The organism is Micromonospora sp. NPDC005305, from assembly GCF_040607315.1.
Classification (GTDB): domain Bacteria; phylum Actinomycetota; class Actinomycetes; order Mycobacteriales; family Micromonosporaceae; genus Micromonospora.
In genome coordinates, this window is the sequence record NZ_JBEXGL010000011.1 from 1 (window position 1) to 23,509 (window position 23,509).

General features: G+C 72.1%; 16 protein-coding genes. 6 read left to right on the top strand and 10 right to left on the bottom strand.

What is annotated here, in order from left to right; genetic code table 11:
* The 3 genes from ABZS80_RS19445 to ABZS80_RS19455 form a co-directional block, all read right to left on the bottom strand.
* Window positions 1-917 (bottom strand): phosphatase PAP2 family protein (locus tag ABZS80_RS19445; protein WP_355057639.1); only part of this gene is annotated, 917 nt, incomplete at its 3' end.
* Window positions 918-1,014: 97 nt separating this feature from the next.
* Window positions 1,015-2,655 (bottom strand): MDR family MFS transporter, encoded by a 1,641-nt coding sequence (locus ABZS80_RS19450; protein ID WP_355057641.1) that lies wholly within the window; start codon window positions 2,653-2,655, stop codon window positions 1,015-1,017.
* Window positions 2,652-3,122, bottom strand: coding sequence for a MarR family transcriptional regulator (locus ABZS80_RS19455; RefSeq protein WP_355057643.1), 471 nt, complete (start codon window positions 3,120-3,122; stop codon window positions 2,652-2,654). Before ABZS80_RS19455 ends, ABZS80_RS19450 begins: the two co-directional genes overlap by 4 nt.
* A gap of 103 nt (window positions 3,123-3,225) precedes the next feature.
* Here ABZS80_RS19455 and ABZS80_RS19460 point away from each other — a divergent pair, with 103 nt between their 5' ends.
* The 5 genes from ABZS80_RS19460 (at window position 3,226) to ABZS80_RS19480 (ending at window position 7,388) form a co-directional block, all read left to right on the top strand.
* Entirely contained in the window at window positions 3,226-3,816 is a 591-nt protein-coding gene (locus tag ABZS80_RS19460) for a TetR family transcriptional regulator (protein ID WP_355057645.1), read from the top strand.
* 30 nt (window positions 3,817-3,846) lie between these two features.
* Window positions 3,847-4,188 carry an MmcQ/YjbR family DNA-binding protein gene (locus ABZS80_RS19465; RefSeq protein ID WP_151464746.1) on the top strand — a complete coding sequence of 114 codons (342 nt, stop codon included), beginning with the start codon at window positions 3,847-3,849 and terminating at the stop codon, window positions 4,186-4,188.
* Between the two features lie 52 nt (window positions 4,189-4,240).
* The gene (locus ABZS80_RS19470; protein WP_355057647.1) at window positions 4,241-4,864 is read left to right on the top strand and encodes a GNAT family N-acetyltransferase; all 624 of its coding nucleotides are present in this window, start codon (window positions 4,241-4,243) and stop codon (window positions 4,862-4,864) included.
* A gap of 79 nt (window positions 4,865-4,943) precedes the next feature.
* Window positions 4,944-6,275 (top strand): low temperature requirement protein A, encoded by a 1,332-nt coding sequence (locus ABZS80_RS19475; RefSeq protein WP_355057648.1) that lies wholly within the window; start codon window positions 4,944-4,946, stop codon window positions 6,273-6,275.
* Window positions 6,276-6,323: 48 nt separating this feature from the next.
* Window positions 6,324-7,388: an SRPBCC domain-containing protein gene (locus tag ABZS80_RS19480; RefSeq protein WP_355057650.1), complete on the top strand. Its 1,065-nt coding sequence runs from the start codon at window positions 6,324-6,326 to the stop codon at window positions 7,386-7,388.
* 67 nt (window positions 7,389-7,455) lie between these two features.
* On the opposite strand, the gene ABZS80_RS19485 is transcribed toward ABZS80_RS19480, so the two are convergent.
* The 7 genes from ABZS80_RS19485 to ABZS80_RS19515 all read right to left on the bottom strand — a co-directional run bounded on the left by ABZS80_RS19485 (window position 7,456) and on the right by ABZS80_RS19515 (window position 21,220).
* Window positions 7,456-11,739, bottom strand: coding sequence for a discoidin domain-containing protein (locus tag ABZS80_RS19485; RefSeq protein WP_355057652.1), 4,284 nt, complete (start codon window positions 11,737-11,739; stop codon window positions 7,456-7,458).
* A 93-nt stretch (window positions 11,740-11,832) separates the two neighbouring features.
* Window positions 11,833-14,697 carry a discoidin domain-containing protein gene (locus ABZS80_RS19490; protein WP_355057654.1) on the bottom strand — a complete coding sequence of 955 codons (2,865 nt, stop codon included), beginning with the start codon at window positions 14,695-14,697 and terminating at the stop codon, window positions 11,833-11,835.
* Window positions 14,698-14,819: 122 nt separating this feature from the next.
* The gene (locus tag ABZS80_RS19495) at window positions 14,820-16,445 is read right to left on the bottom strand and encodes a glycoside hydrolase family 13 protein (RefSeq protein WP_355057656.1); all 1,626 of its coding nucleotides are present in this window, start codon (window positions 16,443-16,445) and stop codon (window positions 14,820-14,822) included.
* Window positions 16,446-16,553: 108 nt separating this feature from the next.
* Window positions 16,554-17,441, bottom strand: a complete 888-nt coding sequence (locus ABZS80_RS19500; protein ID WP_355057658.1) for a carbohydrate ABC transporter permease — start codon at window positions 17,439-17,441, stop codon at window positions 16,554-16,556.
* Between the two features lie 12 nt (window positions 17,442-17,453).
* Window positions 17,454-18,410, bottom strand: a complete 957-nt coding sequence (locus tag ABZS80_RS19505; protein ID WP_355057660.1) for a sugar ABC transporter permease — start codon at window positions 18,408-18,410, stop codon at window positions 17,454-17,456.
* Window positions 18,411-18,490: 80 nt separating this feature from the next.
* Window positions 18,491-19,870 carry an extracellular solute-binding protein gene (locus tag ABZS80_RS19510; protein ID WP_355057661.1) on the bottom strand — a complete coding sequence of 460 codons (1,380 nt, stop codon included), beginning with the start codon at window positions 19,868-19,870 and terminating at the stop codon, window positions 18,491-18,493.
* 348 nt (window positions 19,871-20,218) lie between these two features.
* Entirely contained in the window at window positions 20,219-21,220 is a 1,002-nt protein-coding gene (locus ABZS80_RS19515; RefSeq protein ID WP_355057663.1) for a LacI family DNA-binding transcriptional regulator, read from the bottom strand.
* Window positions 21,221-21,470: 250 nt separating this feature from the next.
* On the opposite strand from ABZS80_RS19515, the gene ABZS80_RS19520 reads away from it, so the two are divergent.
* On the top strand, window positions 21,471-23,504 hold the full coding sequence (locus tag ABZS80_RS19520) for a glycosyl hydrolase family 28-related protein (RefSeq protein ID WP_355057665.1): 2,034 nt from the start codon (window positions 21,471-21,473) through the stop codon (window positions 23,502-23,504).
* The last annotated feature ends 5 nt before the right edge of the window (window positions 23,505-23,509 follow it).

Consider the following 23,509-nt stretch of genomic DNA (forward strand, 5'->3'; position numbering starts at 1 on the left):
AGCACGGGTCGGATCGTCACGTCACGCCCCGCCGGCGGTCGACCGCGACGTACGAGCCGGCCGTCGGCCGCCGACGGGGTCCGCGGGCTCCGTCGGCGGCCCGCGCTCCCCGGACGGCGCGGAGCCGGGACCACGTGCGGGCGCAGGCGCGCGGCGGACTGCGGGCCGGCCGGTCGTCGGCGCGACGCTCCCGGTCGGGGCAACCCGAGCAGGATCACCCCGAGCAGCGTCACCGCAACGATCCCGTCGAGCCAGTAGTGGTTCCCGGTGCCGACCACCACGAGCAGGGTGAGCACGGGGTGGGCCAGCCAGAGCCACCGCCACCGCCCGGCGGTGACGGTGACCAGCGCGACGGCCACGGCGACGGCCCACCCGACGTGCAGGGAGGGCATGGCCGCGTACTGGTTGCTCAGCGTGTCGGTGTCGGGCGGGCCGTAGACGGCGGGGCCGTAGCGGCTGCCGGTGTCCACCAGACCGGTGAGCGCGGTCATCCGGGGCGGGGCGAGCGGCACGAGGACGTGCAGGACGAGCGCCGCCGCGGTGAGCACGGCGAGGGCCCGCCGCATCCACCGGTAGTGCACGGGATGGCGGAGGTAGAGCCAGACCAGGCAGAGCACGGTGGCCGGGAAGTGCACGTACGCGTAGTAGCAGTTGGCCAGCCGGACCGGCAGCTCGTGGAGCAGCAAGGGGGCCTGCACGGCGGCCTCGTCCGGCAGGTGGAGCAGCCGCTCCAGCCACCAGATCCGCTCCCCGTTGGCCCGCGCGGTCCCGGACCGCCCGGCCACCGCCACCCGGCCCGCCTTGTAGGCGAGGAAGAGCGCGGCGACGAGGGCCAGCTCGCGGACCGCCCGGCGCAACGCACCGGCCGGCCGCGCGTCGACGATCACCGGCGGTGGCGCGGGCTGCGTGGTGTCCACGGCGCCTCGATTCGGTCACGGCCGGCGTGACGCCGGCCCGGGTGGGCACGGACCAGGGCCGCCGCCGGATCGGCGACGGCCCTGGGACGACGGGGCGTCAGCGGCGGGCGCGTTCGCCCGGCCCCGCGACGTCCACGGCCACCTCGTCGAAGGCGGGCGCCCCGTCGACCGCGTCGGCCGCGACGGCGACCGAGCGGGCGGTGTCGGGCAGGTCCAGGCTGGACCGCAGGGTGACCGGCTTGAGCAGCAGCGCGGCCAGGATCCCGACGACCGCGATGGCGGCCGAGATCAGGAAGATGTGCCCGGTCGCGTCACCATACGCGGCCCGCACAATCTGCTGCACCGGCGCGGGCAGGGCGGCGAGGTTGAGCGTGCTGCTGCCGCCGCCCCCCGAGGTGGGGATCCCGGCCGCGGCCAGGTCGTGGGTGATCCGGTCGGTGACCTGGCGCGCCAGGACCGCGCCGAGCACCGACACGCCGATGGTGCCGCCGAGCGAGCGGAAGAAGGCCACGCTGGAGCTTGCCGCGCCGATGTCCTTGAGCGCCACGGTGTTCTGCACCGCGAGCACCAGGTTCTGCATGGTCATGCCGACGCCCACGCCGACGATGAACATGGCGGCGCCGACCAGGACCAGCGAGGTCTCGTGGTCGATGGTGCCGAGCAGCGCGAAGCCGACGACCAGGATGATCGACCCGGCGACGATGTACGGCTTGATCTTCCCGGAGGCCGTGATGAGCCGGCCGGCGACGATCGAGGAGAGCAGCACGCCGGCCATCATGGGGATGGTGAGCAGGCCGGCCTCGGTCGGACTGTAGCCGCGGCCGATCTGGAAGTACTGGCCGAGGAAGACCGCGCCGCCGAACATCGCCATGCCGACGGCGAGGCTGCCGAGGATGGCCAGCGCCGTGGTGCGCTCGCGGACGATCTCCAGCGGCACGACCGGCTCGGCGGCCCGCGCCTCGACCAGGACGGCGAGGGCGAGCAGCAGCACCGAGCCGCCGACCATCGCGCCGGTCTGCCAGGACAGCCAGGCAAACGAGCCGTCGACGAACGAGATCCAGACCAGCAGCAGGCTGACGCCGGCGGCGATCAGGGTGGCGCCCAGATAGTCGATCTTCACGTTGTCCCGCCGCGCTGTCGGCAGGTGCAGGGTGACCTGGAGCAGGAACAGCGCGACGATCGCGACCGGCACGCCGACGAAGAAGCACCAGCGCCAGCCGAGCCAGGAGGTGTCCACGATGAGGCCGCCGAGCAGCGGGCCGCCGACCGTGGCGAGGGCCATGACGCCGCCGAGGTAGCCGTTGTAGCGACCGCGCTCCCGGGGCGGGATCATCGCCGCGATCGCCACCTGGACCAGGGCCTGGAGACCGCCGACGCCGATGCCCTGGAAGGCGCGGGCGGCGATGAGCTGGCCCGCCGAGTGCGCGAAGCCGGCCGCGACCGAGCCGGCCAGGAAGACCACGATGGCGACCTGGATGAGCAGCTTCTTGTTGAACAGGTCGGCGAGCTTGCCCCAGATCGGGGTGGTCGCCGTGGCGGTGAGCAGGGTGGCGGTGACCACCCAGGTGTACTGGGTCTGCGAGCCGTTGAGCGATCCGATGATCTTCGGCAGGGCGGTCGAGACGACCGTGCTGCTCAGCATGGCCACGAAGAGCACCAGCAGCAGGCCGCTGAGGGCTTCCAGCGTCTGCCGCCGGTTCATGGGCGCGGCGTCCGCCGTCGCGGTGGGTGCGCTCATCGCGCGTCCTCCAGGTTGTCGTGTCGGGTGAGGGCGACCTCGAGGTCGCGGGTGAGGCGCGCGAGCGCGGTGGACAGGGCCGCCACCTCGCCGGGGGTCCAGTCGGCGAGCGCCCGGGAGAGCACTCCGCCGTACCAGTCGTAGGCCTCGGTCATGGCGGCCCGGCCGGCCTGGGTGATCGTCAGGTGGCTGGCGCGCCGGTCCTGCGGGTCGGCGCGCCGGTCGACCAGGCCGTCGGCGACCAGGGCGGCGACGGCGCGGCTGACCGTCGACGGGTCGAGCCGGCTGCGCTCCGCCAGGTCCCGGGCGTGGCAGCCGGTGACGCCGTCCCCGTCGATGTGCCGGAGCAGGCCCACCAGGCCGGGCGGCACGGCCGGCCGGTCGTCGGCGCGCCGCTGCTTGAGCAGTCGCACGCCGGTCAGCAGGTCCTGCAACCGGGCGACGAGCTCACGGCTGGTCGCGTCCACTCTTCCCCTCCCCCTGCGTTGGTTGCCTCAAGCAATGATTCGCGAATCTTGCGCATCAGGCAAGTTTGCTCATTGAGAAACGGATCACGTACGCTGGCGAGCCATGGAGGAGTCGACCGGGCTGCGCGAGCGGAAGAAGGCGGCGACCCGCCTCGCCCTGCACGAGGCGGCCCTGCGTCTCGCCGCCGAGCAGGGGCCGGACCGGGTCACCGTCGAGGCCATCGCGGACGCCGCCAACGTGTCCCGGCGCACCTTCTCCAACTACTTCTCCAGCAAGGAGGAGGCGCTCTTCCACGGCGACACCATGCGGCTGCGCCGGCTGCTCGACCTGATCGCCGAGCAGCCCGCCGACCTGACACCGTGGGCGGCGCTGAGCGGAGCCGCCCTGCGCCAGGCCGACGAGACGTACGACGAGACCGCCGAGTCCTGGCTCAACCGGCGCCGCCGGCTGCACGGCAACCCGGGCCTGCTGGCGCACCAGGTGGCCGCGTACACGGCGATCGAGCGCGAGCTGGCCGGGGAGATCGGCCGCCGGCTCACCGGCCCCGACGTGGCGCTGCGCGCGCGGATCCTGACCGCGACCTTCCTGGCCACCCTGCGGGTCGCCGTCCAGCAGTGGATCGAGCAGCCGGACCACCCGCTGGCCGACACGCTGCGGGCCGCGCTCGCCCACGCCGCCCCGGCGACCGGCTGACTGTCGCACCGTGGGGCTAGCGTCCTCGACGTGGTCACCGTCGACGACGTCCGTGCCCTGGCGCGCACGCTGCCCCGCACCAGCGAGCACCTGATCCACGACCGGGTCAAGTTCCGGGTCGGCGCGATCGTCTACGTCGCGTTCAGCCGCGACGAACAAACCATGGGCTTCGGCTACCCGAAGGAGCAGCGCGACGGGCTCGTCGCCGCCGATCCGGCGCTGTTCTTCCTGCCCCGCCCCTCCGACCTCCGGTTCAACTGGGTCTGCTGCCACCTGGAGCGGCTCGACCACGACCAGATGACCGAGCTGGTCTGCGAGGCGTGGCGGATGGTGGTCCCGAAGTTCCTGGCCCGCCAGCGGCTGGGCGGCTAGCCGCGACCGGCGAGGCTTCGGTGAGAGCGGTACCACGCCGTACGGTCCCGGCATGAGCGGCACCACGACATCCACGGCGGCCGTCCGGCCGTACCGCCCCGCCGACCACGACGCGGTCTACGACATCTGCGTGCGCACCGCCGACGCCGGTGGCGACGCCCGGGGCCGGTACGCCTCGGACGACCTCATGCCCGACCTGTTCGCCGGGCCCTACCTGCACCTCGAACCCGACCTGGCGTTCGTCCTGGCCGACGCCGGCCGGGTGGTCGGCTACGTGGTCGGCACCGCCGACACCGCCGCCTTCGTCCGCGCCTACCGGCACGTCTGGATCCCCCGGCTGGCGCACCGCTACCCGGCGCCGGCCGGTGACCCGCGCACCCCGGACGAGGAGATGATCGCCCTGCACCACCACCCCGAGCGGATGCTCCTGCCGGAGCTGGCCGGCTACCCGGCCCACCTGCACATCGACCTGCTCCCCAGCCACCAGGGGCACGGCCACGGCCGGCGGCTGCTGGAGACGTTCCTGGCCGCCGCCCGGGCCGGCGCGCCCGCGCTGCACATCGGCATGGTCACCGCCAACGTCCGCGCGCGCGGTTTCTACGACCGGCTGGGCTTCCACGTGATCCCGGTGCCCGACCGGGGTCCGCTCACCTACCTGGGGCGGTCCACCACCTGAGCTGCGACGACGGCCGGTCGCGGGCGGACGGCGCTCGATTCCGCCCCGCCGGCCGGTCCGGCGCTGACAGACTCGTCCGGTGGGCGGCGACCGGTGGCGCAAAGGGCTGGGTCCCGCCATGCCGATCGCCCCGGCCGCCCGGGTGGACAAGTTCGAGATCTTCTTCGACCTCGTCTTCGTGGTGTCGTTCTTCATCATCACGCGGGCCACCGCGGCGAACGTGACCGGACGCGAACTGCTGCACGCCATGCTGGTCCTCGCCGTGCTCTGGTGGTGCTGGGTGGTGCACAGCGTCGTGGCCAGCCGGCTGCGGCTGGGCGAGGGTTTCGTCCCGGCGCTCATGGTGATCGGCATGATCGCGTTGTTCACCTTCGCGCTCGCCCTGCCGCAGACCTTCGGCGACCTCCAGCAGGGCACCGCCGGGCCGATGCTGGTCACCGTCAGCTACGTGGTGATCCGCGCCGTGCACCTGTCGCTCTACGTGTACGCGACCCGGGGCGACCCGGCGGGCCGGCGCAAGCTCTGGCAGTTCGTCCCCGAGGTGCTGATCACCACCTGCCTGCTGCTGATCGCGGCGCTGCTCCCGCCGAGGGTCGCCGACCCGGAACTCGGGTTGTGGCTGCGCGACGGGCTCTGGATCGGCGTGGTGGTCGTGCAGTACGCCGGCGGCCTGCTGTCCGGCACCAAGGGCTGGCAGGTCACCTCCGCCGAGCACTGGACCGAGCGTTACGACCTGATCCTGATCATCGCGCTGGGCGAGTCGGTGATCTCGGTCGGCGTCGGCGGCAACCTGATCGGCAAGCCGGTGACCTGGCCGGCCATCCCCGCGGCGATCTTCGGCATCCTGTTCACGGCGGCGCTCTGGTGGGCGCACTTCGACATGATCGGCCCGGCCGCCCGGATCGCGCTGCACGCCGCGGAGGGCCACCCGCGCGTGGCGATGGCCCGGGACGCGTACGCCTATCTCTACCTGCCCATGATCGCCGGGGTGATCCTGTTCGCGATCGGTGCGGAGGAGCTGGTGCGGACGATCACCGACCCGGTCGGCGGGGTGGCCGAGCGGGGCCACGGACCGGCCGTGCCGCTCCTCTTCGCCGGGGTGATGATCTTCCTCGCCGCCGACATGGCGTTCCAGCTGCGCACCCTGAAGACCGTGTCGTGGACCCGGGTCGCCGCCCTCGCCGCGCTCGCCGTCGGGCTGCCGGTCGCCCGGGACCTGCGCGCCCTCGCCGCGCTCGGGCTGCTCACCGCGATCTGCGTCGCGCTCGTCGCGGTCGAGCTGGTGCTGATGGCGGATGCCCGGACCGCGCTGCGTCGGACGGTGTTCGAGGAGAAGGCCAGTCACGAGGCGGGCGAGGCGGCCTTCCGTGCCCGCTGGCACGACGGCGGCCCGGACCGGTCCACCGGGTAGCCGGCCGCCCGTTCCCCATGGTGGGACGGCTGGCCTTAGAGTCTCGGCGTGATCGAGATCGCCACCGAGGTCGACCTGTTCCACCCGCCGGGACGAATCTGGCGGGCGCTGACGGAACAGGCGCTGCTCGCCAAGTGGTTCGCCGGAAGCGAGTCGCTGGGCGACCGAACGCTGCTGCGGACCGGGGGGCTGCCCGGCTACGACGCCGACACCGAGGTGGAGGTGGTCGAGCTGCGCGCGCCGGAACGGCTGGTGCTGCGCTGCCGCGAGGGGGACCGCAGCACCCGGCTGGCGTGCGACCTGGCGCCCCTCGGCCACGGTTCCCGGCTGTCCGTGCGCGAGGTGCTGGAGGAGGGCGACTGGGACGCCGACCGGCGCGCCGAGCAGCACCAGCGGGCGGTGACCGGACGGCTCCCGGCGATCCTCGACTGGCTCGCGTTCCAGGAGGTCGACCTGCGCCGGGCCGAGGGTGGCCTGACCGCCGAACTGCCGGTGGTCCGGCCCGATGAGGGGCGTGGCCGGACCAGGCGCCGTCTGGTGCTGCTGGTGGCCGGCGTGCTGGCGGTGCTCGGCGTGGCCGCCGGGGCGACGGTGTGGGCCACCCGGCCCGCGCCCAGGACGCCGGCCGCCCTGCCGGCGTCGACACCGGCGTCGCCGCTGGCCAGGCCCTCCACGAGCAGCGCGCCGCCCCGGGCCACCCCGTCCCGGCCCACGCCGTCGGCCACCCGCCGCAGCGTCGCGCCGAGCGCGACCGCGGGCACCTCCCCGACCCGTACGGCCAGCCCCAGCGCCCGGCCGGCCGCTCGGCTGGCCGCCAGCTACGAAACGGTCTCCGACCGGGTCTTCGGCTACCGGGGCCAGGTGGTGGTGAGCAATCCCGGTCCGGCGGCGAAGCCGGACTGGACGGTGACCGTGACGCTGGGCGACGACGCCACAGTCAGCAGCGTCAACGGGGCCGAGGCGAAGCAGGACGGGGCGGTGGTCACCTTCACGGGCGCGGCGGTGCCGGCGGGTGGGTCGACCACCATCCGGTTCGACGTGCGGGATCCGGACCTGGCGGCCAACGAGCCGGAGGGCTGCACGGTGGACGGCGCGGCCTGCGCCGGGTTGTGAGCGGTGCGCCCGCGGCGCGGCGCCGCCCGGAGGACGGGTCCTCCCGGCGGCGCCGCTGACCGAGGGGTCAGTTCCGGTTGATGGTGAACGTGCTGGTCGTGTTCCTGATGTCCTGGTAGTTGTCGGTGAGCCGGAGGTTGGTGAAGGTGGCGGAGCCGACCGCCGGGCCCTGCCCCGGCTCGGGCATCTCGTTGACCCAGATGCCGAAGCCCGACTTGGCGTCGAAGGCGTCACCGCTGCGCTTCGCCCCGGAGATCGACACGTTGGTCAGGACCGTGTCGGTGACCGGATTCTCCGGTTGGCTGCCGTTGTACTTGGTCTGGAACATGATCCCCGAGTACGTCGGGTCGACGATGTCCACGTCGGAGATCCGGATGCCGCGGAACTCCTTGGAGGCGGAGAACAGCCACAGGGCCGGGAACGTCTGCTGACCCCAGAAGTGGCCGCCCGCCCGGATCAGCGAGACGTTCTGGAACTGGGTGGGCGGGCTGGCGCCGAAGCCGACGAACGGGTAGCCGAAGTCCAGCGAGCTCACGGTGATGCCCGAGTACGTCAGCATGTCGGCGATGTAGAGGTTGCGGAAGACGTTGTCGTAGCCGCCGTACACCGCCACCCCGGCCGCCCGCCACGTCAGCGTGGCGCTCAGGTTCTCGAACACGTTGCCGTGGTTGCCGCCCGAGCCACCCTGGTCGGTCGCGGAGAACAGCGCGAAGGCGTCGTCGCCGTTGGAGCGGCCCTCCGAGTTGGTGACCAGGTTGTTCGTGCTGGCGTTGGTCATGTTGACCGCGTCGGCGAAGGTGTCCCGGAACCGGCTGTCCCGGATGGTCAGCCCGCTGACGCTCACCCCCCAGTACGCGCAGACGGTGTGCTCGACCCAGACGCTGTCCAGCGTCATGTTGTCGACGTCCTTCAGCTCGCCCCACACCTTGCCCGGACCGTCGATACGGCTGGTGTAGTTGCCGAAGAAGGCCAGGTGGGCGAAGGTCGACCCGCTCGCCGAGGACTCCACCCGGAAGCCGGCGTCGGTGTTCTGCTGGTTGGTCGGCGTCTGGAAGCGGGTGTACCACATGCCCGCGCCGACCACCCGGACCGGCTTGCCGTACACCTGGAACTTCTGGGCGGTGTCGTAGGTGCCCGGCGGCAGGTAGACGCCGACGAGGTTCCCGGTGGGGTCCATCCGGACGGCGTCCAGGGCGTTCTGCACGTCGGCGTGGCTGAAGCCGTTCGGCACCGTGTAGCGGGCCGGGTCCGGGTTGGCCCGGGGCGACACCAGCTCGGTGTTGACGAAGTCGATCGCGTACGTGGTGCTGTTGGCCGGGTCCTTCTGGAGCCGGATGGTGGCGCCGGCCGGGACGGTCGAGTTCAACATCACGTTGGCCTCGTCGTACAGGTGGCGGGGCGCGCCGGCGCCCGGCGAGTCGCTCGGGCCGGCCTCGGCCCCGTAGAGCCAGATGTGCTTCGAGGTCAGGTTGATCGGCTTGTGCAGCACCCCGTTGACGTAGATGTTCAACGTCGAGTCGATCCCGCCGCCACCCGGCGCGTCCGGGATGGAGAAGCGGGTGACCAGGGTGTTGGTGGGCGCGCGGGTGGTCCACTCGACGTACGCCCCGGTGGTGTTCAGGGTGACCGCCCGGCGGCCGGACGCCTCGCCGGCCAGGTCGCCGATGCTCCGGTTCGGCCCGAGCACCTGCGCCCCGCCGCCGACCCGGCCGTCCTCGGCCTCGTACATGTCGTACGCGAGGTTCGCGCCCCGCCCGACGAAGAGCGGCCGCTCGCTGGTGTTGTTCTGCTGCTTGACGGGCAGCTCGTTGGCGTCGGCGGCGAGCGCCACCCGCACCGTGTACTTCCCGTTCGCCGCCGTCCAGCTGCCCAGGTTGACCGGCGGGCTGGTCGCCCCGGCCGCCAGGGCGCCGGTGTACGAGCCGGTCAGGGTGCGCACCACCGCGCCGGTGTCGCTGAGCAGGGTGAGGGTGATGCCGTGCGCCCCGCCGGCCGAGGCGACCGTGCCCTGGTTGCGGATCGACACCGCGAAGCTGACCGCGGCGCCCGCGCTCGGCGTGCCGGGTGACCAGGTGACCGCCCCGGCCACCAGGTCGGAGCTGGGCACCGCGCTGACCGTCAGCGAGGCCGTCCGGCTGTTGTTCGACTCGTTCTGCTCGATGACCGTGTTCGCCTCGTCGGCGGTGGCGGTCACCTCGTAGCTGCCGGCGTTGCGCGCGCCGATGCCCACGGTGACGGTCGCCGACGCGCCGGCCGCGAGCGCTCCGACGGCCGCGGTGCCGACCTTGGTCGTACCCAGGGAGAAGGTGACCGCGGAAGCGGCGGCCGGCGCGGTGCCGGCGTTGCGGACGGTGGCGGAGAGCGTGACGGCGTCGGTCTCCAGCGGCGCGGACGGCGCCGCGGACACCGCGGTGACGGTGAGGTCCGGGTTCGGCGCCGCAGTGCCGATCACCTGGAACTCGGCGACCTGCCCGTTGGACGAGCCCGAGTTGGCAGTGAACTGCAGCCGCACGTCGGCGGCGGTGGCGCTCACCGGGATGGTCACCGTGTTGCTGCTGCTCGGGTTGAACGAGTACGTCGCCGAGCCGACCACGCTGGTGAACCCGGAGGCGGACTGCTCCCGGCCGAGCACCTGGAAGGTCTGTGTGCGGGGCCCCCAGACCGGGTCGGGGTTGAGCTTGACCACGATCGCGCTGATGCTGGCGTTGGCGCCGAGCGCGACGGTCAGCGTGCTCGGGTACGCCCCCGGCGCGCCCTCCCAGTAGGTCGTCACGTCACCGTCGTTGGCGTTGGCCGCCGTGAACACGTGTACCACCGACGAGGCGGTGATGGGCTTGCCGGCGGCCAGGTTGCTGCCGCCCGGGGTGCTGCCGGTCCGGGTGACCGTGTTGGAGGTCGCCGAGACGTTCCCGGCCGCGTCCCGGGCCCGGACGAGGTACGAGACGGTGGCGCTGTCCGGCTGGGTGTCGGTGTAGGTGAGGGTCGTGCCGCTGACGCTGCCTCGCAGGGCGTTGTTGGCGTAGACGTCGTAGCCGGTGACGCCGACGTTGTCGGTCGACGCCGTCCAGGTCAGCCGGACCTGCCCGGACGCCGGCTGGGTGTACGCCAGGTTGCCCGGCGCGGTCGGCGCCGTGGTGTCCCCGGTGTTGCCGGTGCGGGTGACCGTGTTGCTGGGCGTCGACTGGTTGCCGGCCGCGTCGCGGGCCCGGAGGTAGTAGGAGACCGTCGACCCGGCCGGCTGGGTGTCGGTGTACGTGAGGGTCGACGCGCCCACGCTGGTGCGCAGCGTGCCGTTGGCGTAGACGTCGTAGCCGGTGACGCCGACGTTGTCGGTGGACGCCGTCCAGGTGAGCCGGACCTGGTCGGCGGCGGGCTCGGTGAAGGCCAGGTTGCCGGGCGCGCTCGGCGGCTGGGTGTCGCCGGTGGCCGGGCCGTAGACCTCCAGTTCGGCGAGCTGGCCGGCGGGCCAGCCGGTGTTGGCGGTGACCAGCAGCCGCACGTAGCGGGTGGTGGCCGTGCCGAGGGTGACGGTCACCGTGTTGCCGCTGCCCGGGTTGAACGCGTACCCGGCCGAGCCGGCGAGGGTGCCGAAGGTGGTCCCGTCGGTGCTGCTCTGCACGGTGATCGTCTGGGTGCGCGCCGGCCAGCCGGCGGGCAGCTTGAGCACCACCTTGTTGACCGCCACGGCGGCCCCGAGGTCGACCCGGAGCCACTGCGGGAACGCGTTGTTGGCGCTCTCCCAGTAGGTGGCCGGGTTGCCGTCGTTGGCGTTGCCCGCGCCGTAGACGTCGGAGTGGCCGCTCTCCGCCATGGTCCGGCCCAGGGCCAGGTTGGCCGACGGGCTCGCCGACCCGTACACCTCCAGCTCCGCGAGCTGCGCGGCGGCCCAGCCGGTGTTGGCGGTGACCGTGACCCGGACGTGGCGGCTGCTGGTGGCCGGGAAGCTCAGCGTGACCGTGTTGCCGTTGGCCGGGCTGAAGGTGCGCCCGGCCGGGGCGACCAGGGTGGTGAAGGTGCCGCCGTCCGTGCTGCCCTGCACCGACAGGGTCTCGGTGCGGGTCTCCCAGCCGGTGGGGAGCTTCAGCACGACCTGGTCGACCGACTGGGCGGAACCGAGGTCGACCTGGGCCCACTGGGGGAAGGTGCTGCCGGCGCTCTCCCAGTAGCTGCCGGCGGTGCCGTCGGTGAGGTTGCCGGCCGCGTAGGGGCCGTTGACGCTGCTGGCCGTGGCGGCCCGGCCGAGCGCGAGGTTGGGGCCGCCGGCCGCGGCGGCCGGGGACGGGGGCGGGGCCGTGACGGCCAGTGCGACCGCGGCGAGCACCGCGACCAGCCGGGTACGGAATCTGGACATGGTGGAGGGACACCTTCTTCCGGGGACGTGGAGAGGTGGGTGTGGTGGGGGGTGGGCGGGGTCCCCGCCGCGCCGCGGGGACCCCGGGGGCGGTCAGGTGGCGTACACCTCGAACTCGCCGAGCTGGCCCACGGGCCAGCCGGTGTTGCCGGTGAAGGTCAGCCGCAGGTGCCGGCGCCCGGCGGACGGGAACGTGATGGTGGCGGTGTTCCCGGTGGCCGGATCGAACGTGTAGCCGGCCGGCGCCTTCACCGTGGTCCAGGTCGACCCGTCGGTCGAGCCCAGCACCGACAGGGTCTGGGTGCGCGCCTGCCAGGCCGACGAGGGCGGCAGCTTCAACACCACCCGGGACACCGGGTACGTGGCGCCGAGGTCCACGGTGAGCGACTGCGGGAACGCGTTGTTGGCGCTCTCCCAGTACGTGCCGGCGTTGCCGTCGACCGTGTTGGCCGCGCCGTACACGTCGGCGTGACTGGTCTCGGTGACCGGCCGCCCGGCGGCCAGGTTGCCGCTGGGCGGGGGCGGCGTGGTGGTCGGGGGCGGGGTGGTGGTCGGCGGCGGGGTGGTGCCCGTCGGGCCGTACACCTCGAACTCGGCGACCTGGCCGGCCGGCCAGCCGGTGTTGCCGGTGACGCTGAGCCGCAGGTGCCGCCGCTCCCCCGCCGGGAGCGGGATCGACACGGTGTTGCCGGTGGCCGGGTCGAAGGTGTAGCCGGCCGACGCCTTCACCGTGGTCCAGGTCGACCCGTCGGTGGAGCCGAGCACCGACAGGGTCTGGGTACGCCGCTCCCAGCCGGCCGGCAGCCGGACCGCCACCCGGTCGACGGCGCGCGCCGCGCCGAGGTCCACGGTCAGCGTCTGCGGGAACGCGTTGTTGGCGCTCTCCCAGTACGTCCCGGCGTTGCCGTCCACGGCGTTCGCCGCCGCGTACGTCTGGGTGCTGCTGGACGCGGTGGCCGGCCGGCCGAGCGCGAGGTTGCCGCCCGACGGCGGCGGGGTGGTCGGGGTGGGGCTCGGCGTCGGGCTGGTCGGGGTCGGGGTGGGCGGGGTGGACGGGCCGTTGCCCCACTGCGGCTCGGGCCACGGCCCGCAGTACGGGTTCGCCGAGTACCAGCCGGAGTTGCCGGCGCCCTGGGTGATCTGGAAGCCGCTGCCGACGCAGTTGTACATCGGGTTCGCCTGGGCGATGCCGGTGGCCCGGACGTTCGTGAAGCTGACCTGGCTGGGCGCCTGCACCTGGAGCGCGAAGGTCCCCGCGCCGTCGATGCGTACGTTGTTCAGGTTGATCCCGCTGGTCTGCCCCTCGATCCAGTGCAGCGCCGCGTAGGAGCTGTCCAGGATGTCGGTGTCGGTGACGTTGATGGTGGCGCCCTGGATCGGCTCGTTGAGCGCCGAGAACCAGAGCGCGCCGACGCCGAAGCGCCAGTTGTAGTCGGAGTTGCCGTTGCGGATCAGGGTGTTGCGGGCGACGGTGATCGTGCCGGCGACGGCGGTCGGGCCGTTCACGCCGGGATAGCGGTTGGCCACGTGGATGCCGCCGCCGTTGGTGACCGAGTCGGCGGTCACGTTGTCGGTGATCCGGATGTCCCGGCCCCCGTAGGTGACCAGGTGGTTCGCCAGGATCGTCACACCGACCGTGTTGAAGGTGAAGGCGTTGTTGACGTTCGGCACGCTCTGCGCCCACATGGCCAGGCCGTCGTCACCGGTGTTGCGGACGAACGTGTTCGTCACCGTGGAGTTGGTGACGCCCCAGTGGAAGTTCACCCCGTCGGCCGTCTGGTCGAGGATCCGGCTGTTGCGGATGGTGAAGTTGTCCATGGGGCCGTCCATCCAGGCGCCGACCTTGGTGTGCTGCAACCAGAGGTTGTCCACCACCGAGTTCGACATGGCCCCGCCCAGGGCGTTGACCTGGTCCTCGTCGACCCGCTCGCGGATGTCGCCGATGATGGCGAAGTCCCGCAGGGTGACGTTGCGGCTGGGCCCGCCGGCCTCGTGCGGGCGGATCCCGCCGCCGTAACCCCCGCCGGCGACGTACTTGCCGTAGATGCCGGCGGCCCGCTTGCGGTCGGTGGGGTGCCGGCCGCCGAGCACCGAGTACCAGGGCCCGGCGCCGCGCAGGGTCACCCCGTCGACCACCACGTGGTCCCAGAGGGTGAACGTGCCGGCGGGGATCCACACGGTCCTGCCCTGGGCCTTCCCGGCGTCCACGGCGGCCTGGAACTTCGCCGTCGAGTCGGTCGCGCCGCTCGGGTCGGCGCCGAAGTCGGTGACCACGTCCAGCGCGCCGGTGGGCTTGGCGATCTGCCCGCCGACCAGCTCGAAGTCGGCCAGGTCGATGGTGAAGGTGGGCGACTGGGCGGTCGAGGAGACCTGGAGGCGGATCTTCGTGCCGGCCGGGTACGTGGTGCCGAACAGGGTGCGGGTCTCGTCGTAGAAGTGGTGCGGGTTGGTGTCGCCCGGGTTGTTGTTGAACGGGTAGCCGCCGTAGTACCAGCCGTACCGGGAGGTGACCGGGACGGACTTGACGAGCGTGCCGCCGGCGCGCAGGTCGATGCTGGCGTCCCGGCCGGTGCCGGCGGCGTTGTCCGGCAGGCTGTACCGGAAGGTGATCGCGTTGGCCGGCGCCGTGAGGGTGAACTCGACGTACTCGCCGGCGGCGTCGAGGGTGACCGCCTCCCGGCCGGACGCCTCGGACGGGAGGGTGCCGTAGCGGCGGTCGGGGCCGATGCGGGTGCCGGTGTGCGCGACGTTCTCCGCCTCCTGCTCGACGAATCCGACGGTGGCGCCGCGGCCGGCGATGGCGAACGGGGACAGCCCGGCCGCGCGGGCCGGGGTGGCGGTGGTGGTGAGCGCCACGACGGTGACGGAGGTGGCGGCCAGCGCGGCGCCGGCGAGGACGGCGAGCCCCGCGCGGAGCCGGGTGCGACGGGCATGGTGCGGGGTGGTGTGATCGGCCATGAGGGGTGCGCTCCCTTTCGTCGGATGGCCAGGTCCCCCGTGCGGTGCGGTGGTTTCCTCCCCTCCCTTCGGGTGGCGCGGCGGGCGGCGCCGGCGGAGGGGCCGCCGGCGCCGGGGACGGGTCAGCCGGTGCGCAGCCAGACCGCGGTGTCCGGCGGCAGCCGGTCGTCGTCGAGCGGGCCGCTGGCCAGCAGCAGCCGCTCGTGGGCGGGCAGCGGCACGGCGGCGGCGGAGAGGTTGACCAGGCAGGTGAGGCCCGGCTCCCGGGCGAAGGCGAGCACCTGGTCGGGGGCGGGCAGCCAGGTGAGCGCGCCGTCGCCGAGCGCGGCCTCGGACCGGCGGATCGCGATGGCCGCCCGGTAGAGCTCCAGCATCGAGTGCGGGTCGCCGGTCTGGGCGCGCACCGTGCGGTCCTTCCAGTCGGCCGGCTGGGGCAGCCAGGGCCCGGCCGCCGCGCCGTCCGGGCTGAACCCGAACGGCGGGGCGTCGCCGGCCCACGGCAGCGGCACCCGGCAGCCGTCCCGGCCCGGGTCGACCCGGCCGGAGCGTTCCCACATGGGGTCCTGGCGCAGCTCGAACGGGATGTCCTCGACCTCCCAGAGCCCCAGCTCCTCCCCCTGGTAGACGTACGCGGCGCCGGGCAGCGCCAGGGAGAGCAGCGCGGCGGCCCGGGCCCGGCGGGTGCCCAGTTCGAGGTCGGTCGGGATGCCTTCGCGCTTGGCGGCGAAGCTGAACCGGGTGTCCGCCCGGCCGTAGCGGGTGACGTGCCGGGTGACGTCGTGGTTGGAGAGCACCCAGGTGGCCGGCGCGCCGACCGGGGCATGCGCGCCGAGCGTGCCGTCGATGCTCTCGCGCAGGGCCGAGGCGTCCCAGACGCAGCCGAGGAAGTCGAAGTTGAAGGCCGAGTGCAGCTCGTTCGGGCGCAGGTAGTTGGCGAACCGCTGCCGGTCCGGCAGCCACACCTCGCCGATCAGCGCCCGGTCGCCCGGGTAGGAGTCGGCGACCCGCCGCCAGCTCCGGTAGATCTCGTGCACCCCGTCGAGGTCCCGGAAGGGGTGCGGCCGGTCGGGCCGGGTCTCGGGCAGCGTGCCGTCCTTGACCAGCAGCCCGGCCGAGTCGATCCGGATGCCGTCCACGCCCCGGTCGAACCAGAACCGCAGGACGTCCTCGAACTCGGCGCGCACCCGCGGGTGGTCCCAGTTGAAGTCCGGCTGCTCGGGGGCGAACAGGTGCAGGTACCAGTCGCCGGGGGTGCCGTCCGGGTTGACGGTCCGGGTCCAGGTGGGGCCGCCGAACTCACCCACCCAGTCGGTGGGTCGCTCGTCGCCGTTCGGGCCGCGACCGGGCCGGAACCAGAACAGCTCCCGCTCGGGCGCGTCCGGCCCGCCGGCCAGAGCCGCCCGGAACCAGGGGTGCGCGTCGGAGCAGTGGTTCGGCACGATGTCGACGATGGTCCGGATGCCCAGCTCGTGTGCCTCGCTGATGAGCGCCTCCGCCTCGGCGAGGGTGCCGAACACCGGGTCGATGTCGCGGTAGTCGGCCACGTCGTAGCCGGCGTCGGCCATCGGCGAGGGGTACCAGGGGCTGAACCAGATCGCGTCGATGCCGAGCTCGGACAGGTAGCGGAGCCGGGACCGGATGCCGGCGATGTCGCCGATGCCGTCGCCACCACCGTCGGCGAAGCTCCGCGGGTACACCTGGTAGATCACCGCTCCACGCCACCACGGACCGCTGTCTGCTGTGGACACGAGCACCTGCTTTCTGCGTCGGTACGTCGGCGGGTTCGCCGGACCTGGATGTGGCGGGCGAACGGTCGTCGGTCGCCGCGGGAGGGTTCGCCGGTGGGTCCGGCCGGGTCAGCCCTTGAGGCTGCCGGTGGTCAGGCCGGACATGATGTTGCGCTGGAAGATCAGGAAGATGACGACGGTGGGGATCGCGGCAATGACCGAGGCGGCGATCACCACGTTCATGGGGGTGCCGCCGGCGAAGGCGAAGATGCCCACGCTGACCGTCCGGGTCTCGGGCGACGGCATGACCAGCTTCGGCCAGAGGAAGTCCTTCCAGACCGCCGTCACCGCGAAGATCGAGACCACGCCGAGGATGGGGCGCGACATCGGCAGGATGATCGACCAGAGCGTGCGCAGCGGGGTCGCCCCGTCCACGAAGGCCGCCGCCATGAGGTCCTCCGGGATCGAGTCGAAGAACCGCTTCAGGAGGAAGATGTTGAACGCGTTGGCGACCAGGGGCAGCCAGATGGCGAACGGCGAGTCCAGCAGGTTCAGGTGCAGGATCGGCAGGTCGATCACCGTCACGTACTGCGGGACGATGAGGACCATCGCCGGGATCATCAGGGTCGCCAGCATCAGGCCGAGGATCGCGTTGCCGAAGACCGGCCGCAGCTTCGACAGCGAGTACGCCGCCGCCGTGTCCAGGACGAGTTGGAACAGCACGGCGCCGGTCGCGTAGTAGAACGTGTTGAACAGCAGCTTGGCGAGGTCGAGGTTGTGCCACGCGTCGACGTAGTTCTGCGGCTGCGGGTCCTCGGGGAACAGCGACGGCGGCGTCTGCGCGATCTCCTGGCCGGACTTGAGCGCGCCGGTGACCATCCAGTAGAGCGGCCCGATGAAGACGAGCGTGAACCCCACCACGACGACGGCGAGCAGCGTCCAGTAGATGATCCGGCCGCGTCCCCGTTCGAGCTGGGCCTGGGAGATGAGGGTCCGGGTCCCGGAGTCCTGTGCCATTCCTCGTCCGTCCTAGTCCTGTTTCGCGGTCAGCCGCACGTAGACGGCGGAGAAGCCGGCCAGCACGACGAGCATGATCACGCCGAGCGCCGCCGCGCCGTTGAGGTCGTTCTGGAAGAACCCGTGCTGGTAGATGAGGTACGCCACCGACGTGGCCGAGTCCCCGGTGCCCGCGCCGTTGGCGAGGATCAGCGGCTCGATGAAGAGCTGCATGGTGGCGACGATCTGCATCATCGCCAGGAGCGCGAGGATGAGCCGGGTCTGCGGAATGGTCACGTGCCGGATCCGCCGCCAGATGCCGGCGCCGTCGAGTTCGGCCGCCTCGTAGAGTTCGCCGGGGATGTTCTGCAGCGCGGCCAGGTAGATCAGCACTGCGCTGCCCATGTTCATCCAGGTCGACGCGAGCACCATGGCCGGCATGGTCATCCCGGGTGACTGCATCCACTCCGAGGTCGGCAGGTGCAGCGCCGCGAGGACCGCGTTGAACAGGCCCGCCTCGCTTGGGTCGTAGGCGTAGAACTTGAAGAGGAACAGCGCCGAGGCGGGCGGCAGCATCACCGGCAGGTAGACCAGGATCCGCAGGTAGCCCCGGGCGTGGCGGAACTCGTTGAGCAGGATCGCCACGAAGAACGGCACCGCGTACCCGAGGACCAGCGCGAGGAACGTGAAGTAGAAGGTGTTCTTCCAGGCGGTCCAGAAGCTCGGGTCGGCGATGATGCGGGCGTAGTTGTCCCAGCCCACCCAGGTGGTCTCGCCGCGGCGGGTGCGCTGGAAGCTCATCACGATGCCGCGGACCATCGGGTACCAGGAGAAGACGGCGAAGCAGACGACCGCGCCGATCAGGAACGTGTGCCCGCTGAGGTTGTCCCGTACCTTGCGGCCGAGGCTCGTCCGGCGGCGACTCGACGGGTACGGCGGCTCGGAGCGACCCGGTTGCCTGGTGGTACCCGGGACGGTGGTGATCGCCAAGGCTTCTCCTGCGGACGTCGGTGACCGGACGGGACGGGCGGGGTGTGGGGGCCGGCGCGCCGGCCCCCACACCCGCGGGCTCAACTGCCGGCGGCCAGCAGCTGGTTGACCTTGTCTTCGGCCGTCTTGAGCAGCGCGTCGATGTTCGCGTTCGGGTTCGTCAGGACCCCGGACATCGCCGCGTCGAGCACCGCGTAGACCGCCTGCGCGTTGCGCGGCTCACCCTTGATCGCCACCTGGTTCGCCTCGAAGATCGCGAAATTCGCCGTGTCGACGTTGGCGTTCGCCTTGCGCAGCTCCAGCTCCTTCTTCTGCGCGTCACTCCCGTTGGCGAACAGCAGCGGCTGGGGCAGACCCACCGGGTAGTTCTGCGGCTTGGCCCGGACGTAGTCGAACTGGCCCTTGCCCGGCGTCAACTTCTGGTAGGCGATCCACTTCAGACCGGCCTTGACCTGGTCGGGGGTCAGGCCCTTCTTGAAGAAGTAGCCCTCGCCGCCACCGAGCGTCGCCTTCGCCGGGCCGTCCTGGCCGGGCAGCGGGCCCATGGCCCAGTCCTGGAACTTGCCCTGGAACTGGCTGACGATCGCCTGGGTGGCGTCCGGGGCACCGATGAACATCCCGACCTTGCCCGCGCCGGCGTTGGTCAGCAGGTCACCCCACTGGAGCAGCTGGCGGCTGCCCATGCTGTTGTCGCCGTACCGCATGTCCTTGAGGTTCTGCAGGACCTGCTTGCCCATGGCGTTGTTGAAGTCGGCCTTCTTGCCGTCCTCGGTCAGCACCTGGCCGCCCTGCGAGTAGAGCAGGGAGGTGAAGTGCCAGCCGCCGGTGTTGCCGGCGCTGTACTCGGAGTACCCGGCGATGCCGTTGCCCAGGGCGGAGATCTTCTTGGCCGCCTCCCGGACCTCCGCCCAGGTCTTGGGCGGGTTGTTCACGTCGAGGCCGGCCCGCTGGAACAGGACCTTGTTGTAGACCAGGCCCATCGAGTAGTTCTTCACCGGGACGGCGTAGAGCTTGCCGCCGTCGGTGAAGACCCCCTTGAGCGCCGGGTCGACGCTGTCCCAGGTCGAGATCGTGTCCTTGTTGGCGTACTCCGTGATATCCATGGCCTGACCGGAGTCCAGCACCTGCTGGAGATCCGTCATGTACCCGTAGAACACGTCGGTCACCGTGCCGCCGGCGAGGCGGGCCGTGAAGTCCGGCGGGTTGTTGCACTGCTCGCCGACGCTGACGCTCTTGATGACGATGTTCGGGTTCTGCTTCTGGAACTCGGCGACGTCGTCGTTCCAGTTCTTCAGCAGCTCCTTCTGGGCGCCGACCGGCTGGCAGTCGACGGTGATGGTGACCTTGCCGCTGGCGTCCTTCGCCGCGTCGTCGCTCTTCGTGGAGCAAGCCGTCAGGCTGAGCCCCAGGCCGGCCACGAGCGCTATCGCCGCAGCCTTCCGGTACTGCGGTACGGACATCTGTCCATCCCTTCGGGGGAACGGGGTATCCATGACCTTCGCTTGATTTGCCGTGATCGCCACCGCCCGGCGTCGAGGCCGGGTGCGAGTGGAGTCACTGTAGCGAGACGGACTAGTTGCGGCAAGGTTTCGATCGCGAGGTGAAAGGACACGACTTTGTGACGACAGATGTCGACGGTGGTACGCCGGCAGATACGGTCCCGGGTTCCGTCCCTTGAGGTCCCGGCGGGCCGCAACGAGAAAACGGCCGCCGACCGCGGTTGCGCGGTCGGCGGCCGAAGGCATCGTCGAAAGGTCAGGCGGGCGGCGGTTCGGGGCCGGGCGCCACCGCGGCGCCCGGGGCGGTGGTCAGCGGCCGGGGGCCGGCGCGGTGGAGCCGCGCACCACGAGTTCGGGCTCGAACAGCAGCTCGTCGTGCAGCACGCCGGCCCCCTCGATCTGGGTGACCAGCAGGTCCACCGCGGCCTGCCCCATGGTCTCGATGGGCTGCCGCACGGTGGTCAACGGCGGGTCGGTGCAGGTCATGAACGCGGAGTCGTCGAAGCCGACCACGGACACGTCCGTGGGCACCGCACACCCGAGCCGCCGCGCCGCCCGGATGGTGCCCAGGGCCAGCACGTCACTCGCGCAGATGACGCCGGTGACGCCCCGCTCGATGAGCTTGCTCGCCGCGACCCGCGCCCCCTCCATCGAGAAGCTGGAGCGCTCGACGTACGTGGTGCCGTCGGCCCAGCCCGCCGCCTGGATCATCGCGGCCAGCTTCCGCCGGGACGGGACGTGCCCCTCCGGGCCCAGCACCATGCCGATCCGCTCGTGTCCGAGCGAGCGCAGGTGCCCGTACGCCTGCTCGACCGCCACCGCGTCGTCGGTGGAGACCCGCGGGAAGCCCAGCTCGTCGACGCCGGCGTTGACCAGCACCACGGGCAGGCCCCGGTCGGTCAGCCGGCGGTAGTGCTCGTGCGTGGCGTCGGCGAGGGCGTACGACCCGCCCGCGAAGATCACGCCGGAGACCTGGTGGTCGAGGAGCATCTCGACGTAGTCCGACTCGGACACCCCGCCGATCGTGCGGGCACAGAGCGCCGGGGTGAAGCCGCGCTGCGCGAGGGACCCGGTCACCACCTCGGCGAGCGCCGGGAAGATCGGGTTCTGCAGCTCGGGCAGGACCAGGCCGACCAGCCGAGCCCGCTCGCCGCGCAGCTTGGTCGGGCGCTCGTAGCCGAGCACGTCGAGCGCGGTCAGCACCGCGGTCCGGGTCGCCTCGGACACACCACCGCGCCCGTTGAGCACCCGGCTCACGGTGGCCTCGCTGACGCCCGCCTTGCGGGCCACCTCCGTCAACCGTTTCGTCACGGCGGCAATCGTACGTCATTTTCTTGCAAGAAATGAACAAGGGTGGGCGGCACCCTTGCCCGGTCCGAGCCGCCGTCGGCCCACCCGGGCGGGCCAGGGGGCTCCACCGAGCCCCGAAAGATTTGAACAGACAGAAGCTTGAATATCGACAAACGCCAGGAATAACATGAGGCACCTTTCGGCCGGTGCCTTCCAGCCGCGCCGATGCCACCACCGTCTCCCCCGTCCCCCGGTGAAAGTGGGTAGTCCGATGCAGCGGAGCGTGGAAGGCGCGGCGGGCCGGCGCCCGGCCGCGCCCATCGCCAGGATCCTCGCGGCGGCGGCCACCGCCGTCGCGCTGGCCGTACCGACCGGGAGCGCCGCACTGGCCGCTGGCCACACCGGCCCCGCCCCGGTGATCACCCGCGCCGGGCTCGACCCGGCACTGGTCGCCGGCCGGGGCGCCACCGTGGACTTCGTCGAGCAGGAGGCCGAACGGGCCCGGACCACCGGCACGGTCATCGGCCGGGACCGCGCCGCCTACACCCTCGCCGGGGAGGCGTCCGGGCGGCGGGCCGTCCGCCTCTCCCCCGGCCAGTACGTCGAGTTCACCCTCCCGCGGGCGGCGAACGCGCTCACCGTCCGGTACAGCATTCCCGACGCGCCCGGCGGCGGCGGGATCACCGCGCCGCTGCGCGTCACCGTCGGCCGTGCGCCGGCCCGCACCATGACGCTGACCTCGCAGTACGCGTGGCTCTACAACCAGTACCCGTTCACCAACGACCCGGGCGCCGACCTGATCCACCCGGACTGGTGGATCACCGAGTGCTCCTGCGTGCCGGCGGCCACCACGCCCGCGCCCACCATCACCAAGCCGTTCCGGCCGCACCACTTCTACGATGAGCAGCGGCTGCTGCTGGGCCGCACCCACCGGGCCGGCGAGGTGGTCCGGCTCACCGCACCGACCGGCACGGCCGCGGCATGGACCGTGATCGACCTGCTGGACTCCCACCTGGTGGCCCCGCCCCGGGTGCTGCCGCACGCCGTGAACGTGCTGGCCTTCGGCGCCGACCCGACCGGCCGGCGGGAGTCCGCCGACGCCTTCGACCGCGCCGTCGCGTACGCCCGCCGGGCGGACCGGACGCTCTACCTGCCGCCCGGCACGTACCAGGTGAACCGGCACATCACCGTCGACGACGTGACCATCGCGGGCGCCGGCAGCTGGTACACCGTCGTCAAGGGCCGCGAGGTGGCCCTGGACACCCCGGCGCCCGACGGCTCGGTGCACACCGGCGTCGGCTTCTACGGCCGCGACGCCGCCGACGGCGGCAGCAGCGACGTCCACCTCTCCGGCTTCGCCGTCGAGGGCGACGTGCGCGACCGCATCGACACCGACCAGGTCAACGCCGTCGGCGGGGCGCTCAACCACTCCACCGTCGACGGTCTCTACCTGCACCACACCAAGGTCGGCCTGTGGTTCGACGGCCCGATGAGCGACCTGCGGGTCACCAACACGGTCATCGCCGACCAGATCGCCGACGGGCTCAACTTCCACACCGGCGTCAAACATTCCTCGGTCTCGCACAGCTTCGTCCGCAACACCGGCGACGACGCGCTGGCCATGTGGTCGGAGACGACCGGCAACGCCCACAACACCTTCGACCACAACACGGTGCAGTCCCCGGTCCTGGCCAACGGCATCGCCCTCTACGGCGGCACCGACCTCACCGTCTCGCACAACCTGATCGCCGACCCGGTCCGCGAGGGCAGCGCCATCCAGATCGGCTCGCGGTTCGGCGCCGAACCGTTCACCGGCCAGCTCCGGGTCACCGGCAACACCACGGTCCGGGCCGGCACCTACGAGCTGAACTGGAACATCGGCCTCGGCGCGATCTGGTTCTACGCGCTGGACCGCAGCATCGACGCCGACATCCAGGTGGTCGGCGACAGCTACCTGGACAACACCTACAACGCGATCATGCTGGTCAGTGACTGGCCGGTGAAGGACGCGGTGTCCATCAGCAACGTGCACTTCCGGGACATCCGCGTCGACGGCACCGGCACCTCGGTGGTGAGCGCCCGGACCGCCGGCTCGGCGTCGTTCGCCGACGTGGACGCGCGCAACGTCGGCGCGGTCGGGGTGAACAACTGCGGGTCGTTCCACTTCACCCCGGCCGGGTCGGAGTTCGGCCTCACCGACCTCGGCGGCAACGACGGCTGGCTGGCCCCCTGGCTGCTGCCCGACACCATCACCTGCGACGACCGCCCACCGGTGGTGCCGCCGCCGGCACCCACGCCCTGGTAGGTGAT

Bases quoted from the DNA above. Each gene is read 5' to 3' on its own strand.
- ABZS80_RS19450 (WP_355057641.1), bottom strand. From the start codon at position 2,655: ATGAGCGCACCCACCGCGACGGCGGACGCCGCGCCCATGAACCGGCGG.
- ABZS80_RS19460 (WP_355057645.1), top strand. From the start codon at position 3,226: ATGGAGGAGTCGACCGGGCTGCGCGAGCGGAAGAAGGCGGCGACCCGC.
- ABZS80_RS19470 (WP_355057647.1), top strand. From the start codon at position 4,241: ATGAGCGGCACCACGACATCCACGGCGGCCGTCCGGCCGTACCGCCCC.
- ABZS80_RS19485 (WP_355057652.1), bottom strand. From the start codon at position 11,739: ATGTCCAGATTCCGTACCCGGCTGGTCGCGGTGCTCGCCGCGGTCGCA.
- ABZS80_RS19490 (WP_355057654.1), bottom strand. From the start codon at position 14,697: ATGGCCGATCACACCACCCCGCACCATGCCCGTCGCACCCGGCTCCGC.
- ABZS80_RS19500 (WP_355057658.1), bottom strand. From the start codon at position 17,441: ATGGCACAGGACTCCGGGACCCGGACCCTCATCTCCCAGGCCCAGCTC.
- ABZS80_RS19510 (WP_355057661.1), bottom strand. From the start codon at position 19,870: ATGTCCGTACCGCAGTACCGGAAGGCTGCGGCGATAGCGCTCGTGGCC.
- ABZS80_RS19520 (WP_355057665.1), top strand. From the start codon at position 21,471: ATGCAGCGGAGCGTGGAAGGCGCGGCGGGCCGGCGCCCGGCCGCGCCC.